The sequence below is a fragment of the Microbulbifer variabilis genome (genome assembly GCF_052468405.1).
This window is the reverse complement of sequence record NZ_CP174343.1, coordinates 4,398,210-4,413,639: the sequence shown is the minus strand read 5'-3', so window position 1 is coordinate 4,413,639 and position 15,430 is coordinate 4,398,210. Positions and strand designations below refer to the sequence as shown.

17 protein-coding genes and 1 riboswitch are annotated in these 15,430 nt (G+C 48.5%); of the genes, 9 read left to right on the top strand and 8 right to left on the bottom strand.

Annotated elements, in window-relative coordinates:
* The 7 genes from moaD to ACJJJB_RS19955 form a co-directional block, all read right to left on the bottom strand.
* The gene (gene moaD, locus ACJJJB_RS19985; protein ID WP_282951930.1) at positions 1 to 246 is read right to left on the bottom strand and encodes a molybdopterin converting factor subunit 1; all 246 of its coding nucleotides are present in this window, start codon (positions 244 to 246) and stop codon (positions 1 to 3) included.
* A gap of 21 nt (positions 247 to 267) precedes the next feature.
* Positions 268 to 759: a cyclic pyranopterin monophosphate synthase MoaC gene (gene moaC / locus ACJJJB_RS19980; RefSeq protein WP_020413722.1), complete on the bottom strand. Its 492-nt coding sequence runs from the start codon at positions 757 to 759 to the stop codon at positions 268 to 270.
* 3 nt (positions 760 to 762) lie between these two features.
* Positions 763 to 1,305 carry a molybdenum cofactor biosynthesis protein B gene (gene moaB, locus ACJJJB_RS19975; RefSeq protein WP_445365378.1) on the bottom strand — a complete coding sequence of 181 codons (543 nt, stop codon included), beginning with the start codon at positions 1,303 to 1,305 and terminating at the stop codon, positions 763 to 765.
* Between the two features lie 2 nt (positions 1,306 to 1,307).
* Positions 1,308 to 1,907, bottom strand: coding sequence for a molybdenum cofactor guanylyltransferase (mobA, locus tag ACJJJB_RS19970; protein WP_445365377.1), 600 nt, complete (start codon positions 1,905 to 1,907; stop codon positions 1,308 to 1,310).
* Positions 1,908 to 1,911: 4 nt separating this feature from the next.
* Positions 1,912 to 2,889, bottom strand: a complete 978-nt coding sequence (gene moaA / locus ACJJJB_RS19965) for a GTP 3',8-cyclase MoaA (RefSeq protein ID WP_413664021.1) — start codon at positions 2,887 to 2,889, stop codon at positions 1,912 to 1,914.
* Positions 2,878 to 3,028, bottom strand: a riboswitch (molybdenum cofactor riboswitch). Its footprint overlaps the gene before it by 12 nt.
* A gap of 218 nt (positions 3,029 to 3,246) precedes the next feature.
* Complete coding sequence (locus tag ACJJJB_RS19960) at positions 3,247 to 4,470, bottom strand: alginate export family protein (protein ID WP_445365376.1); 1,224 nt, start codon at positions 4,468 to 4,470, stop codon at positions 3,247 to 3,249.
* 142 nt (positions 4,471 to 4,612) lie between these two features.
* Positions 4,613 to 5,914, bottom strand: a complete 1,302-nt coding sequence (locus tag ACJJJB_RS19955; RefSeq protein WP_020413727.1) for an MFS transporter — start codon at positions 5,912 to 5,914, stop codon at positions 4,613 to 4,615.
* Positions 5,915 to 6,333: 419 nt separating this feature from the next.
* Here ACJJJB_RS19955 and ACJJJB_RS19950 point away from each other — a divergent pair, with 419 nt between their 5' ends.
* The 4 genes from ACJJJB_RS19950 (at position 6,334) to ACJJJB_RS19935 (ending at position 11,779) form a co-directional block, all read left to right on the top strand.
* Positions 6,334 to 7,809, top strand: a complete 1,476-nt coding sequence (locus tag ACJJJB_RS19950; RefSeq protein ID WP_444903609.1) for a NarK family nitrate/nitrite MFS transporter — start codon at positions 6,334 to 6,336, stop codon at positions 7,807 to 7,809.
* A gap of 101 nt (positions 7,810 to 7,910) precedes the next feature.
* Entirely contained in the window at positions 7,911 to 9,683 is a 1,773-nt protein-coding gene (locus ACJJJB_RS19945; protein ID WP_445365375.1) for a bifunctional protein-serine/threonine kinase/phosphatase, read from the top strand.
* 753 nt (positions 9,684 to 10,436) lie between these two features.
* Positions 10,437 to 10,808 carry a hypothetical protein gene (locus ACJJJB_RS19940; RefSeq protein WP_445365374.1) on the top strand — a complete coding sequence of 124 codons (372 nt, stop codon included), beginning with the start codon at positions 10,437 to 10,439 and terminating at the stop codon, positions 10,806 to 10,808.
* A 119-nt stretch (positions 10,809 to 10,927) separates the two neighbouring features.
* A complete protein-coding gene (locus tag ACJJJB_RS19935; protein WP_445365373.1) occupies positions 10,928 to 11,779 on the top strand; it encodes a DUF4238 domain-containing protein in 852 nt (283 codons plus the stop codon).
* A 37-nt stretch (positions 11,780 to 11,816) separates the two neighbouring features.
* Here the strand turns inward: ACJJJB_RS19935 and csrA are convergent, their stop codons facing one another.
* Positions 11,817 to 12,005, bottom strand: a complete 189-nt coding sequence (csrA, locus tag ACJJJB_RS19930) for a carbon storage regulator CsrA (protein WP_444908461.1) — start codon at positions 12,003 to 12,005, stop codon at positions 11,817 to 11,819.
* Between the two features lie 787 nt (positions 12,006 to 12,792).
* Here csrA and ACJJJB_RS19925 point away from each other — a divergent pair.
* The 5 genes from ACJJJB_RS19925 (at position 12,793) to ACJJJB_RS19905 (ending at position 15,352) form a co-directional block, all read left to right on the top strand.
* Positions 12,793 to 13,290, top strand: a complete 498-nt coding sequence (locus ACJJJB_RS19925; RefSeq protein ID WP_445365372.1) for a DNA-deoxyinosine glycosylase — start codon at positions 12,793 to 12,795, stop codon at positions 13,288 to 13,290.
* Positions 13,291 to 13,391: 101 nt separating this feature from the next.
* Complete coding sequence (locus tag ACJJJB_RS19920; RefSeq protein WP_445365371.1) at positions 13,392 to 13,655, top strand: hypothetical protein; 264 nt, start codon at positions 13,392 to 13,394, stop codon at positions 13,653 to 13,655.
* A 321-nt stretch (positions 13,656 to 13,976) separates the two neighbouring features.
* Positions 13,977 to 14,489, top strand: coding sequence for an SF0329 family protein (locus tag ACJJJB_RS19915; RefSeq protein ID WP_445365370.1), 513 nt, complete (start codon positions 13,977 to 13,979; stop codon positions 14,487 to 14,489).
* A 78-nt stretch (positions 14,490 to 14,567) separates the two neighbouring features.
* On the top strand, positions 14,568 to 14,918 hold the full coding sequence (locus ACJJJB_RS19910) for a hypothetical protein (protein WP_444945856.1): 351 nt from the start codon (positions 14,568 to 14,570) through the stop codon (positions 14,916 to 14,918).
* A gap of 59 nt (positions 14,919 to 14,977) precedes the next feature.
* Positions 14,978 to 15,352, top strand: coding sequence for a hypothetical protein (locus ACJJJB_RS19905; protein WP_444945857.1), 375 nt, complete (start codon positions 14,978 to 14,980; stop codon positions 15,350 to 15,352).
* Positions 15,353 to 15,430: the final 78 nt, after the last annotated feature.

Here is a 15,430-nt window from a genome sequence, read left to right as displayed (position 1 = left end):
CTAGCCGCCGGTAACCGGCGGGAAAAATGCAACTTCATCCCCAGCCTTCACCTGGGCTCCAGTTTCTGCCAGCTCCTGGTTCAAGGCCATACGGATATCGTCTCTTTGCAGGTGCGGGCTCCAATCCGGGTGCTGTTCACATAGGGTTTTGCGCAACTCGCTGAGACTGCCGGAAAAGTCCTCCAGGGTAGTCTCGCCCATGCCCAATTGCTGGCGCAAACGCGCGAAAAACAGAACCTTTACCATCGCTTTACACCTCTGAAATTGTTACGCCTTGTCCGCAGCATCGCCGCGCCAGTGGCCGCGCTTACCGCCGGTTTTTTGTAGCAGGCGGGTCGGGCCGATTTCCATCGCCGGGTCCACGGCTTTGCACATATCGTAAATGGTCAGCGCCGCTACCGAAGCCGCCGTTAACGCTTCCATTTCCACCCCGGTGCGCCCGGCCAGGCGGCAGAAAGCAGTGATATGCACACTGTGTTTTTCCGGCTGTAATTCGAAATCCACCGCTACCTTGGTTAGTGCCAGTGGATGGCACAGGGGAATTAAATCCGAGGTTTTCTTGGCAGCCTGGATACCGGCGATGCGAGCTACAGACAAGACGTCGCCTTTCTTGTGCGCCCCCTCGCTCAGCAGTGCAAAAGCCTCTGCACTCATACAGATGCTGCTCTCGGCCAGGGCGCTGCGGTCAGTGATGTCCTTCTCGGTAACATCCACCATGCTGGCTTCGCCGCGCTGGTTTAAGTGGGTTAACTGGCTCACAAATTACCCCCGGCTCTCGCAGGGCGCGCTGGCAAAGCGCACATGGGGGATAAAGTTACAGGGCTTGTGGCGGGCATCCAGCTGCTCCAGCAATATGCCTTCCCAAGCCGTGCGGCAGGCTCCGGTGGAACCGGGCATACAACATATCAGCGTGCGATTCGCGAGGCCGGCGAGCGCGCGGGATTGCACGGTGGAGCTGCCGATATCCCCCAGGGAAATATGGCGGAACAGCTCGCCAAAGCCGTCGACGGTTTTATCGAACAGCGGACTCAGAGCCTCCGGTGTGGAGTCGCGCTCGGTAAAACCAGTACCGCCGGTCACCAACACCACCTGCACTTTGGGATCGGCAATCCAGGCGGAGACCACCGCGCGCATCTGGTAAACATCGTCCGGGGTAATGCGCTTATCCGCAAGCTGATGGCCGGCAGTTTTAAGGACTTCCACCAGGTACTGGCCAGAAGTATCAGTCTGCTCGTTGCGGGTATCGGATACGGTAAGTACCGCAATGTTGAGCGGTACAAATTCTTTGCTAGCGTGTGCGGACATAATCAGTGGTCTCTCAAAAAACTGTTTTCTGGAGTTTTATCCGGCGTACTCAAGCCGAGATAATCTGCCGGCGTATTGATATTGCGATGCCAATCGCCGGCACTTTTTATGGGTATGGATTTGGCCCCCAGGTGACGCAGCAGCGCGCCGACAGAATTGCGTGCACTGCCCTCAACGGCACGGCGCAAATAATCCAGGCAGTCGCCATTTAAAGGCAGCCACAGGGGAAAAAAGAAGTTTTCAAAATAACAGGGCCGGCCACTTGCCTGCCCTTCAGCCAATAACTCTGCGAGGTGCTCACGCCCGAGCAGGGGCATATCTACCGGGATCACCAGGGCCGCATCGGCACCGGTTGCCAGGGCTACCGAATAAAGGCCGCCCAGTGGGCCCCGCTCTGGCACCAGGTCTTCAATCGCTCCGGGGCGGGCGCCGCTGGTGACGACTTTTTCCAGCGGAAGCTCACTCAGCAATGCCTCAGCATGCTGCAAAAAATTGCCCCGTTGGGGGTGGGCCAGCAGGGCCTTGTCACGGCCCATCCGGCTGGAACGGCCGCCGGCCAGCACCACGCCGGTTGTCGATTTGCCAACGAAAGCCCTGGCCATAACCCTAGCCCCCCAGCATCGCCAGGTTGCGGGTAGCGCCGGTAAAACCTTCGTGCAGCTGGTGGCCTGCAGTCTTATCCACTATCAACTCACGGATATGGGCTGCCAGTGCCTCGCTATCGCCATCGGCGATGATTTCGCGCATATCAAAACCCTGGTCCGCAAACAGGCACAGGTGCAACTTGCCCTGGGCCGATACCCGCAGGCGGTTGCAGCTTGCACAGAAGTCTTTGCCGTAAGGGGTAATCAGGCCGATACGGCCGGCGTAATCCGGGTGGAAATACTCCCGCGCAGGACCCGCATCGCGGGTGCGGATAACCTGCTCCCAGCCTTCCCGCAGCAGCAGGGTTTCTATATCGCCACCGGAGACATGGTTGCTGGCGAAGAACTCGCGGTTATCGCCGGTGCGCATCAATTCAATAAAGCGCAGGGTCACCGGAGTCTCGCGAACCCAGGCGAGGAAATTATCCAGCTCAGCCAGGTTGTACTGGCGCATCAGTACTGCGTTGACCTTGGTATCGATACCCAGGGCCAGGGCGCGATCCAGGCCGGCTAAGGCTTTATCCAGGCGATTGTGCCCGGTGATATGGTGGAATTGAGCCGGGTCGAGGCTGTCGATACTGACATTCACCTGATCCAGGCCGGCGCGGTGCCAGTCGTCAATCTGACTGGGCAGGCGGTAACCGTTGGTGGTGATGGCCAAGCGGCGAATCTTATCACTAGCGCGCACGGCTTCGAGTAGTGGCACCAGGTCTTTGCGCAGGGAGGGCTCCCCGCCGGTAAGGCGTACCTTTTCCGTACCCAGGGAAGCGAAAGCGCGCACCAATGTGCCCACCTCAGCCACTGAGAGAGGATTTTCCCCTTCCAGGGAACGTCCGCAACCGATGCCCTCGGGCAGGCAATAGTTGCAACGGTAGTTGCAGATGTCCGTCACGGACAGGCGCAGGTAATAAAACCTACGGCCAAAATTGTCTTGTAACATTAAACGCCTTTCCAATTTCGGGAGGCCGCGCAGTTTCCCGCTAGACCCTGGTGGCCGGTACGGCCACGGTCCCGGCACCTTGCAGCGACAATAAAAATCAGCGCTGTTTAGGTAGCGGGACTCGGTGTTTAAACTGATGTCAGTGTATCAAGCTGGTTAATTTATGCTTGGGGCAAAGGTGGTACTCCTTAGGTACTCACAGTGATGCCAACCGTTAAGGGAAATAACATCACAAAATGGAAATTCAGTGGGCAGAATTACTAAAAACCGAAAAATTCCTCTACAGAAATTGATCGGTTTTTACAGGGAAAACCCCGGCCGGAGCCGGGGGCCTCGCTATGGAGCTGCTTTATTTAATTAGAAATTGGCGGTCACCATTAACCAGAACTTGTCGGTATCCACCTTGTGGTCGTCAGCCTGATAAGAGGCGTATTTCACCAGTGCAGAAATTTCCTCTGTTAGCTTGCGCCCGTAGCTGATATTCCACTCATGGCCATAATTTGCGGAACCTTCATTCGCATCAAAATTGTGATAGGCCATATTCAAGTTACCGCCGGCTATTTTCATAGCGCCGCTGATGTACATATCCTCTATGCCATCACCGGGGGTTGTCAGGAACTGGTCGGTGTAGCCCTGGAATTTATGCAGGGTAGCCAGAGGCGTTCTGAAACCGACACCATTATCGGAACCCAATACTTCATAACCGAGTTTCGCAGTGACCGGGCCCAGGTCGGTACCCACTTCTGCCAGGTAGTAGTCCGCACTGTAATCGAAGGTGTTATCTCCAATATCGTTCTGGCGTGCATAACTCAGATTGGCTTTTACAGGGCCGAAATTCCCTTTGTAGTCCACCCCATAAGTGCGGCTGGCATTTTCAACGAAATTCTCTAAATCCAGGTTGTAAACGAAACCGCTGACTTTGTGGTTTTCAGCCACCGGGTAGCTAGCATGGAATAACTGGATATTGCCTTCAAATTCAGCGCCGGCGCTATCTTCACCAAAAATCCGGTTTACGTTGTACACATAGCTGTAGTCCAACTGCAGACTGTCAGCGCTACCATACTGATAACGTACGCCGTCGTAAGTCTGCTCGTTCTGCCTCCAGCCAACACCACCGACAAAGCGCTGGCCATCCAGATTAATACGCTGACGACCGGCAGTGACTACGGAATTTTCACCGTTATAGCGGATATAGGCCTGGTTAACCTCGGTACCATCTGGATCAGCCACAACCGGGTAATTGGTTTTACCATTGACGGTAGAGTTGTAATTATCGTTACCTACGGAAGTGACATCATCCATTTCAAGAAAACCGGTAAAGCCTTTGTAGCTACCACTGCGCCAGTTGAGGCGGGTTCTCAAAGTGGACGCGGTTGCGTCTCCATTAATACCATCCTGGTCATAATCTTCCTGGTCGACGATCTCCACGCGATAGCGCAGATTCAACCCGACCTCACCGGATTTTAGCGCGTCGACAAGAGTGGCATTTTCACCATCCTGCGCAGCGGCCTGCAATGCGACAGTGCTGCAGGCACCCAACAGTAAAGCACCGAATATTTTGGGGAATCTGGAAATGGTCATTACGCTTTTCCTTTGCAACAACGGAGTGAACAGTGACAAATTACAATTTTTCAGACGTGGTTGAAACCACAGTTTTTTTCAACAGAAAAAATCATTACCCCCTACCTTCTACGCACACATAATTCCATTTTGGTAGTGGGTACTACCTATCTGGTAAAGCCGCAGAGTTACTCGCATCCTCATGCAAAAAATTATTTTGCCGAGCGAAAGCCAAACGCTGTTGATGATGCTCTCTCTGGATTGCCAGGTACATTACCAACATACAAACTGCCAGCACACCATAGAGCAACATAAACGCAGCACTGTGAATACCCACTAAATCCTGTGCGATACCAAACAGCACTGGCAGGGTAAAACCACCCAGCGCACCGATTGTGGCTACAGTGCCACCGACACTTCCCATATGTGCCGGAAAATTATCGTGTAGCGCCTTGTATACCGAGGCGCGACCAAACCCCTGGGCAATGCCAATCACCAGCAACAACAAGGTAAACAACTCAATGCCCACCTCGATATTTAGATGCACATCCCGTTCCACCCCATGAATCGTCATACTGGTTGGGGGGTAACTGAGGAAAAAAAGGCATACCAGACAAGTCCAGAAAACACTCCAATTCACCGTGCGCGCACCATAGCGATCTGCAAACCAGCCACCCAGGGCACGCAGTGAACTGGACAGGGCCACAAACAGCAGTGTCAGAGCCATCGCCACCTGTGTACTCACTTCGTACACCGCCAGGTAGTAATTCGGCAGCCACAGTAAAAGTGCGAGAAAGCTGCCGAAGACAAAATAGTAATAGAGCCCATAGCGCCACACCTTGATCTGCATCAGTGGTCTTAGGTGATTGTGAATATCCACCTTGCTGCGGCTGCGCATATAGCGGGTTTCTTCAGGTGCACAAAATTCGAATAGCACCATCATGATCACTATACCAATACCGTAAATCGGCCCGATCCATTCACGCCCCAGCCAATTTTGGATCGCTGGCGCCAGGGCCAGGGTGATGGCTGCCCCAGCATTGCCTGCACCAAAAATGCCCATTGCCGTGCCCTGCTGCCTCCTTTCGAACCATGGGTTGATATAGCGAATACCCAACACGAAGGAGACTCCGGAAATCCCCAACCACAAACCGGCCAGGAGGTGCGCACCGTAACTCTCGATATAGGGCAAGAGTAAAAGTACCGGCAGCAGTAATAGCATTTGCAAGAGGATGAGTTTTTTTGCAGAGAAATATTCCACCAACAACCCGGCGGGAAAACGCAGTAGCGCACCGCTTAAGATCGGCGCGGCCAGCAAGATGCCGTATTCTGTAGCTGAGAGATCCAGCTGCTCGCCGATTTCCACTCCGAGCACTGCATAGAGTGTCCAAACAGAAAAGTTTGCGGCAAACATGGCCGAGGCAAATATCAGCGCACGTCCGGCGAGTTGCTGTGTATATTGCACGGCAGTTTTCTCCCAACTTTTTCAATTTTTCGGAAAATATATTTGGCCATCACGCCGATACCCCGAACGGTAGTTACTCCCTTCACAGACAGAAGCAGTAAAAATACAGTAACGTTTGCATGATTGTTCGAAGCCACCTGCTTGCAAGATGCACAAAAACCCTAAGGCCGACAATTACTCCCAAAAACCTTTCGGTGATAAGACAATTTTTCGCTACTACTCACCATGGGGTAGTTAGCAAGATATTCACGATGCTCGCCACTCCACAGGACTAATCCAAAGGGGTTACTCCATACTATTCGGATATCAGCCCCTATCCTGACTACCCCTTTTGCGCGCTTTTCCTGTAGCGCTGCTCAAATACTATCGGCCATGACCCTATCCACCTCTAAATTTCTGAGAAGCCGGAGAAAATAGTCATGAGTCAATCCAGCGGCCTCAATTTATTTAATTGGGGCGATCCCAAAATAAAGACGCTGCACGTTACCTGGTTTGCGTTTTTCCTGACTTTCGTGGTGTGGTTCTCCCACGCTCCGCTGATGGTCTTTATCAAGGAAGCGTTCGACCTCACCAGCCAGCAAGTAAAAGCCCTGTTAATCCTCAATGTGGCACTCACCATCCCCGCTCGTATCATTATCGGTATGCTGGTGGATAAATTGGGGCCGCGCCTGGTGTACAGCGGGCTGCTGATGACCTCATCTTTAATCTGTTTGGGCTTCGCCACCGCAGACAGTTATGAATCCCTGGCCCTGTTCCGCTTCCTGCTGGGATTTGTGGGTGCCGGCTTTGTAATTGGTATCCGCATGGTTGGTGAATGGTTCCCAGCCAAACAAGTCGGCCTGGCAGAAGGTGTTTACGGCGGCTGGGGGAATTTCGGTTCTGCTGCCGGTGCCATGACCCTGCCCACCATCGCCCTGCTGTTCGGCGGTGAAGACGGCTGGCGCTATGCCCTGGGCCTCACCGGCATCATCGCCGGCCTGTACGGCATCATCTACTACCGCGTTGCCCGCAACACTCCTAAAGGTTCCACTTACTTCAAACCGAAAAAGAGCGGCGGCCTGGAAGTGACCAGCAAGCGGGATTTCTACTTCTACCTGCTGATGAATGTGCCCATGTACCTGGCACTGGCAGCGCTGGCTTACAAACTGTCTCCCAGCGGCGTAGCCTTGCTGAGCCAGAATGCCACCTACGTGATGTGGGGACTGCTGGTAGTACTGTTCGCCTTCCAGACCCGCATGATCTGGAATGTAAACAAAGACCACCTGCGCGAAGGTGTGCCCGAGCTGGAGAAATACAACTTCAAGCAGGTAGCCATCCTCGACCTGGCCTACTTCGTCACCTTCGGCTCAGAGCTGGCCGTGGTTTCTATGCTGCCTCTGTTCTTCCTGGAAACCTTTGAAGGATTGAGCCCGGTGAAGGCCGGCCTGCTCGCCTCTGGCTTCGCCTTTATGAACCTGGTGGCTCGCCCAACCGGTGGATACTTCTCTGACAAACTGGGACGCCGCCGCAGCCTGATGTTTCTGATCGGCGGCCTGGCAGTGGGTTACTTTGTACTGAGCCAGATCAACGGCGGCTGGTGGATTCCCGCTGCGGTAGTTGCCACCATGTGCTGCTCTTTCTTTGTGCAGGCCGGTGAGGGTGCCGTATTCGCCGTCGTACCCCTGGTGAAGCGTCGCATGACCGGGCAGATCGCCGGTATGGCCGGAGCCTACGGCAACGTGGGTGCGGTTACTTTCCTCACCGCCCTGTCTTATGTCAGCTACAGCCAGTTCTTCCTGATTATCTGCGGCGCAGCAGCGGTGATCTTCTTCGCCTGCCTGTTCCTGGAAGAGCCCAAAGGCAATATCGCCGAAGTGCTACCAGATGGCACAGTGCAGCTGATCAGCGTGGAATGATTGGAAAGCAGTTATCCAGCAACAAACGCAAAGGAGGGCCAATGGCCCTTCTTTGTTTTTCGCCGTTGGTCTGAGGGGACGAAAAGAGAGTGGAGAAAGCTGTGAGCGAAACCAATTCCGGGGTGCAAACAGAAACCGAGGCAAACCCCGAAGCCCAGACACCGCGATTGAGCCACGGCCTTTGCACCAGTGCCGGCATCAAACCGCAGAATGAAGATGCCGCAATCTATCACTGGCCAGACAACCCGCACTTGCAGGAATACCTGGGCGCAGTCGCCGCGCTGGCGGACGGCGTCAGCTCTGCCGAAGCCGGCGCTCTCGCCAGCCACACCGCCACCGAGCAGTTTGTGCGGGACTACTACAAGGTGCCGGATACCTGGTCTGTGGCCCACGCCGGACAGAAAATCCTCGCCTCAATTAACAGCAAGCTATACCGCAAGAGCCACGACTTTCCCCAACAGGAAAAGGGCTTCCTGTGCACCTTCTCTGCCCTGATTTTTAAATCCCGCACTGCCCACTACTTTCATATCGGCGACAGCCGTATCTATCACCTGCGCGGTGACAACCTTAAATGCCTCACCCGGGACCACAACATCACCCTGGCCCACCGCCAGCAGATGCTATCCCGCGCGCTGGGCATGGATACCGGCCTGCAAGTGGATTACGGCCAGCTCAGCCTGGCTAAGGACGATGTGCTGCTGATTACCAGCGACGGCGTGCACGACTTTATCAAACAGGATTTGCTGCGCGAGCTGCTGGCAGATACCCAACTAAGCGAACAGGAAACAGCGGAAACCCTGGTGCGCCTCGCCGAGGAAAACGGCAGTGACGATAACCTCTCCGCATTAGTGGTAAAGGTAAAGGCATTGCCACAAACCACCCTGGACGACTACAGCCGCCAGCTTACCCGCCTGCCCTTCCCGCCGGAGTTGGAACCGGGCATGGTATTGGATGGCTACCAGGTAGAGCGAGAGCTGTTCTCCTCCCAGCGCAGCCAGCTGTACCTGGTGCGCGACAGTGCCACCGGGGAAATTCTGGTGATGAAAACCCCCTCGGTAAATTACGAGGACGATATCCACTATATCGACCGCTTTATTCAGGAGGAGTGGATAGGCCTGCGTATTCGCAGCCCCCAGGTAGTGCGCCTGCACCGGCAGACCCGCCCGCGCACCGCGCTCTATTACCTGATGGAGTATGTACAGGGCAGCACCCTGGAACAGTGGATCACCAACAACCGCTTTCCCAAACCGGCGGAAGCGTTTCGCATCCTTAAGGAGATTGCCACCGGGCTACAGGCCTTCCACGATCAGGAAACCATTCACCAGGATTTGCGCCCCGCCAATATCATGATCGACGGCGACGGGCGGGTAAAAATTATCGATTTCGGCTCAGTTTATGTAGCCGGCAGTGCCGAGATTTTTCGTCCCCTGGAGCACCCGGAAGCGCTAGGCACCGCCAGCTACTCCGACCCCCACTATATCCTCGGGCACAACAGCGGTATTCGCGGCGATGTCTATGCTCTCGCCACCATTGCCTACGAAATGTTTACCGGAGAACTGCCCTACGGCGAGGAAATAGAAAACTGCCGCTCCCACGCCGATTTCGAACGCCTGCGCTACCGCACCGCCAGCCAATTTAATCCGGTAGTCCCCATCTGGTTCGACCGCGCCCTGGAGCGCGGATGCAGTATCGACCTGGAACAGCGCTACTCCACGCTGACGGAATTTATGCGCGACCTGGCCAATCCGAACCCGGATTACCTAAGGGAAGATCCTGCTGAGAAAGGGGATGCGTCTTTGTTCTGGAAGATTCTTTGTGGGATATGGGTGGCCACTTTGTTGGCGGTGGCGGCGTTGTTTTCTTCTAGTGCTTAAGAATAGTTTTTCTGGTGCGGTAGTTCCAGTTTGCAAATATACTGGCCATGAATGTCTAAATACAGAATAGTATTTGCCAATTTCTTATCTCTCAATACCCGAGATAAATAGTAGCTTCATATATCAAACAGAGTGGTTTTATGCTGGTTCTGACCAGAACTGCTAGTTGTGTTGTAATTTTAAGAGTGAATACCCATTCTTAGAATTTATTGACGGGTGATATCATACAGCCTCTTTCGAATAGGCTGAATCGTTTAGAGCCATATGGGGTTTTCATAAGGTACAGCTTAGACTTAGTTCTGGTAGCTATCGAAAAGGCTCGAGAAAAATATTATCACCGTTTTAACATTAATAACTCTGAAAGATATCCAGCTTCTTTAACATCCAAAAGGAAAGCAATTAAAAAAACCAAAGAGTTTTCGAATCTCTAGAGGCAAAAAATTGGCCTTATTCTTTTTCAAGAATAAGGAAGGTACTTAAGAGGATATCACAAGATTTGCGAAGTACATCATAAGTCAAAGAAAGTTGGAGCTTATCTATTTTTCTTATTATATTAAAAATAAAATAAATGAAACTATGAAGAGTGTTCAGGCAGTGAAAAAACTAAAAAATTCAACCCGTGTTGGTAGAAAATTTTAAAAACAGTTAATAGAGAACGAATTTTCTAATCACAATCAAGTGCGAATTACTCTTTTATAAGAAAGATCGTCATTGTAAAGTTAAGATTCATAAAATATCTAGCAAGAGGGTAATATGAAAAAAGGAATTGCAATAAGTACTTTATTGCTTATTAGCTCAGCAGCAACCTCCAATGAACTGTATCGAGAGCCATCTTCAGGGGATAAAGGTACATATTATGTCATTGAGCGACAACCTCTAAGTGATGGAAACATACGTGTCCTTAGTAGTCGCATTGGCAAAGGAAGTGCTTATACAGATTTTACTGAACTTAAGGTCAATTGCGACCGTATGCAGTATTTTGAACTTGGAGGTTCAAGTGAGGATGGAGCTAAGCAAAAACCTAGTAAGCCGTTAAAGGACTGGTCTAATCGTTCCAAATGGACATCTCTTGTTACTGGATCGAGTAAATCTGATCTTGTGCACTTTATATGCAGAAAATATTAGTTGAGCACAAGTCTAGCTAAGCTAGTCAAGTTCACTTCAGCAGGATCTGTACAGACCTACACCGGGCGACCACCACCAGGCCGTCTCATAACTTAGTATTAAAGTGCCAAGGAAGCATTGTGGGAAGAAAGGCAAAGCATCACTACATACCGAAATGCTACCTAAAAGAATTTACTATAGGTGGTGAAGATACTTCACCATTTTGGTGTGTGCCAATTAATAACAACACTCCATTCCAAACGAGCCCAAATGACGCATGTGCAAAACGAGACTACTATACTGTTCAGCACTCAAATTCTCTTATAGTTGAAGACTGGTATGCCGAAGAAATCGAACCAAAGATAAAGAAAGGAATTCTGCATATCAAAGAACACTCATCTTTACCCCCCAAAGAAGAGATGCGCTATTTGTTTTTACTCTTGGCCACACTCTATTTACGTGTCCCTTCATTTCGAAATTTAATAGAATCTCCATTAAAAAGAACAAGAGAAATTACAAATAGTATCGCCCAAGATATAAAAATACGAAACAAAAGTGAATTTGAATATGATCAAACAGACATCATTATGTCTGAGCTTAGACTAATTGATACTGTTCAAAAGTGCTTATCAAATAAGTACTTTCAGCTCCATGTTATTGATGACACAAAATCTAATGTAGTTACTTCTGACAGTCCATTTATTCTAAGCCATCCAAATAGTAGCAATGGCTATTGTTTCGGATTAAATACCCCAATGGTGGAAATCTGTGTTCCAATTACCAAGCATGCAATCATAATCGCCAGAAATGAAAAAATAGCTGAGGGCTCTTTCAAAGCTACTGAGCAGCTGATTGGTTTAACTAACACTAAAGTGATTCTTTCTGCTGATAGATTTTTTTACCCAACTAATTCTGAGATTCTTTTAGTAAATGACAACCTCTCAACGCACAAACATAAAATCTCCACCAAAAAGGACGTCACTCCAGCCTAACCGGTAAACGTGGTAAATAATAAACGAGACTAGATTTTCAACGATCCCTTCTCGCCGGTGCTCTTTCCTTTTTCTCACGTATATATACTTCCTCACGGTGAACAGGTAAAGATTTGGGAGCACGTATCCCTATCTTCACCTGATTACCCTTAACCTCCAAGACTGTAACTGAGACATTAGCTCCAATCCTTAAATTTTCACCTGTCCGACGTTTTAAGATCAACATAGTTATTTCCTACTGATACTAAAACCATGGGGAGACCTTCTCTGATAGAAGGCCGAGAAAGTAACGTTATGAGGAAATTTAGGGTGGTGCGCGGGAACGATAGGCATAGAAGAAGAAAAGGCAGGCACAACGCTTCCAGAGCTTGGGGAATCGCACCAAGCCGCTGAATGTACTCCACTTTATTGAAGACGAGCGGGTTTCTAGCGTATGATCCATATAGCCATTTTGATACTGTGTTTATCAATTTGGTTAGCTGGCCCCTGGTGTTGCTGCACCTTGGGTCAGCGCCTTTTACTGTCTCTTACGTCACGCTACCGTTCTCCTGTGAGAAGATGGTTCTTTAGAAAACTCTTAGATATCTTGATTCTCTCGAATCCCTTTGGTCTTTGGTCTTTGGTCTTTGGTCTTTGGTCTTTGGCCATCGGCCTTCAAAAGGCCACCCAATTCCGGCCAAAATACCAATAAATATCTATCGATTTTACGCAGCTTTGACACTAAAACAAACTGAATAAAATCCAATAAGATCATTTTTGTGCCTATATTTTCGTGTGCTCACACTGTGGAAATTTTCAGTTGTCCATAGAGCAGGGGGATTGGATGGCCACGCTTTTTTAGTAGTGACTATATTTTCGTTAAGTGCTTAAATCTTGGGCTGTCTGGTACGATAATCCATTCTTGCTAAGATGCTGATGCAGAACGCCCTTTGATTAAGGTGATCTCCCATTATTAGAATATTTTGACAAGCAGTATAATCCAGCTTCTTTTGAACACTCTGTTAGGCACCCCAATGAGCACTATTACAGGCTTAAGTCCTATCGCAGATAAAGCATCTCGTATTCTAATTTTAGGCAGTATGCCGGGTGAGCTTTCACTCGAATACAGCCAGTATTATGCCAACTCTCGAAATAAATTCTGGGATATCATGGCTGGCATTGTTGGTTTTAGTACTGAATTATCTTACGAAGCTCGTATAGAGGAGTTAAAAGCATCAGGGATCGCACTTTGGGATGTACTTCATACCTGCGTTCGTTCAGGCAGCCTTGATAGCTCTATTAAATCAGACTCTCAGATTCCAAATGACTTTCAATCATTCTTTGAAAAGTATCGAAATATTCATAAAGTTGGGTTCAACGGAGTAAAGGCAGAAGAGAGCTTTAATACGTATGTTAAACCCAATATGAACTGCGAAACTATTAGCTTTGTTCGCTTGCCTTCATCAAGTGCTACTTATCCACTAACCTTAGAAAATAAAATTGAAGTTTGGCATGAGAAACTCACTCACTAAACAAACAGCTAAATTATCATACGACTTAAGAAACGCGCCACGCGTAGCTCGCCCGAGTAACGAGCATAAGCTCCATATAAAACAAAACTAAGGAAATCTAAATGAGTATTGATGAATATATAGAAAAAGATGTAACTGATATGGAATCTGTCTTGAATTTCGTAGACTCTATAGAAACAAACAAGTCGGAATTAGTTTTGTCGACTAAAGGTAAGGTTGTTGGGGCGATACTAACGGCCGAGCAATATGAATGGTATCTTGACCAAATAGATGTTCAACAGAATGTCGAAGAAATTAATAGCCGCTCAAAGAATAGGCAAGGATCTCTGAGTTTAGATGACTTTAAAAAGGAGTTAGATAAATGATTTACACTGAAGATAATAAGCTTACAAATAAAGAAGATAGAGATCTTATTTTTAATGATGTTAAGCTTGTATACGTTAGGATTCTTCACTCAAGCCTTAACTTATTCTCAATTCGGTATTAATCTTAATAAGTATCTATATGCTCTATGGACCAAACATTTAGAAATGGACAACCCTATAAAAGTAATTTATAACAAAAGCGTAGAGTTCTGGTGTTCTCGTTTAGAAGGATGTAGTTATCCGGACCCTAATTTTTGATTGGCCACAGCATTCGAATCCATTTGTCCGTGAGATGTTATTGGTAATTAGGAGTATCATCCAATGAAATGGAGCAAGCTCAAATCTCTAGTTGAAGAAAAATTTTCTCCATCCCTGGATAGCAGTATCTCTATCAACAGTACCAGTTATGGAAACTGTTCATGTGGACATGCCTGGTTGACTCTTGATAAAGAGGTCATAGCAAACTTCTGTACAAGGGCCTTTTGGAATAGAGCGTGTGGTAATTTCTATAGAAAAGATAATCGCTGGGTTACTGATTCCGATGTGCCTGAGCATGTAAGTGAAAAGCAGAAACTATCCTATGGTGAGGTGGAGTATGGAGAGTTATCTCGACAAGATGCCTATGAAGCCTGCTGGGAATTCGTTCATGATCTTAAAGTGGACGAAGCTCTAGATTCTAAAGATCCATTGATTCAATCCCTAGCAACACTGGATAAGCGTTTAGGCAAACGTAGACTTAAAGAAATCAATACTTCGAATTTACACCCACTAGCAAAGAAATTATTGAGCTTTAGATTAGAAGCTGAAGGCATTAGAGCCCCGACCAACACATAACAAACAACCTCAATGCAACGTCCAGCAATCCCATTGTCTTATGTTTTTTCAGACAGATTTTAGTATTTTATATCTATTATGAGAAATCTATTAATACTTACAGTTCTATTTTGCAGCTATGATGCCCATACAGAATCTTCAATAAATTATTCTATTGGAGTATCTATCGAACATATAATCGAAGGTGGGGCAAAAGTAAAAATAAAGTCAGAAAAGCAATTAACGTATAATATTAATCTGTCTGAATTTAGGGATTGCATATTCGAAAAGGCTATCCTGGAAACAAAAAGTGATAAATTTCCGGATAAGATACTGGTGCCAGTTGAAGGCTGGCTTTCATTTTCTATTGAACCAGAAACTAAAGAAAGCACTTTCATAACATTATACTGCGAATCAGGTAAGTATGTCGTTTATACGATTTGGTTGTAATCCTAAGTATGACAAGTGATATGATTCAGCTTATTTAAAATTCCTTGTCAAGGGACACTATGGATGACCGCGCATTTACAAAGCTGATCGATTTCCTGGAAAAAGTTCCTGCGATTCATGGTACTGTTGTAAAAGGATCAGATGAAATAGGTCGCTGGTGGGTAAAGTTTGAGATCGATATAACTCACCAGTTCGCATGGCATACTGTTCAAGAATTTGGCTATGTTCTAAATTACCTTTCTGTGGATGAAAGGTTGCCGACTTCGTTTCATCCAGTATCTCCACCTCCTTACATAAATGGCGGACCGGAAGAGTTATTATCATGGGTCATTGAGTGCCATGATTCTGAATTCAGACCCGGAACTTGCGCGGAGTGGCTTTTGGGGCGCTTACCAAGGCCCGTAGAGGACTTGGAACAGTGGATCGCGGAGTAACATGATATTAGATCCATATTCGATAACCTACATTCCGTGCTTACGCCACGCTAGCACAAGACGATTTCATCGCAGTAA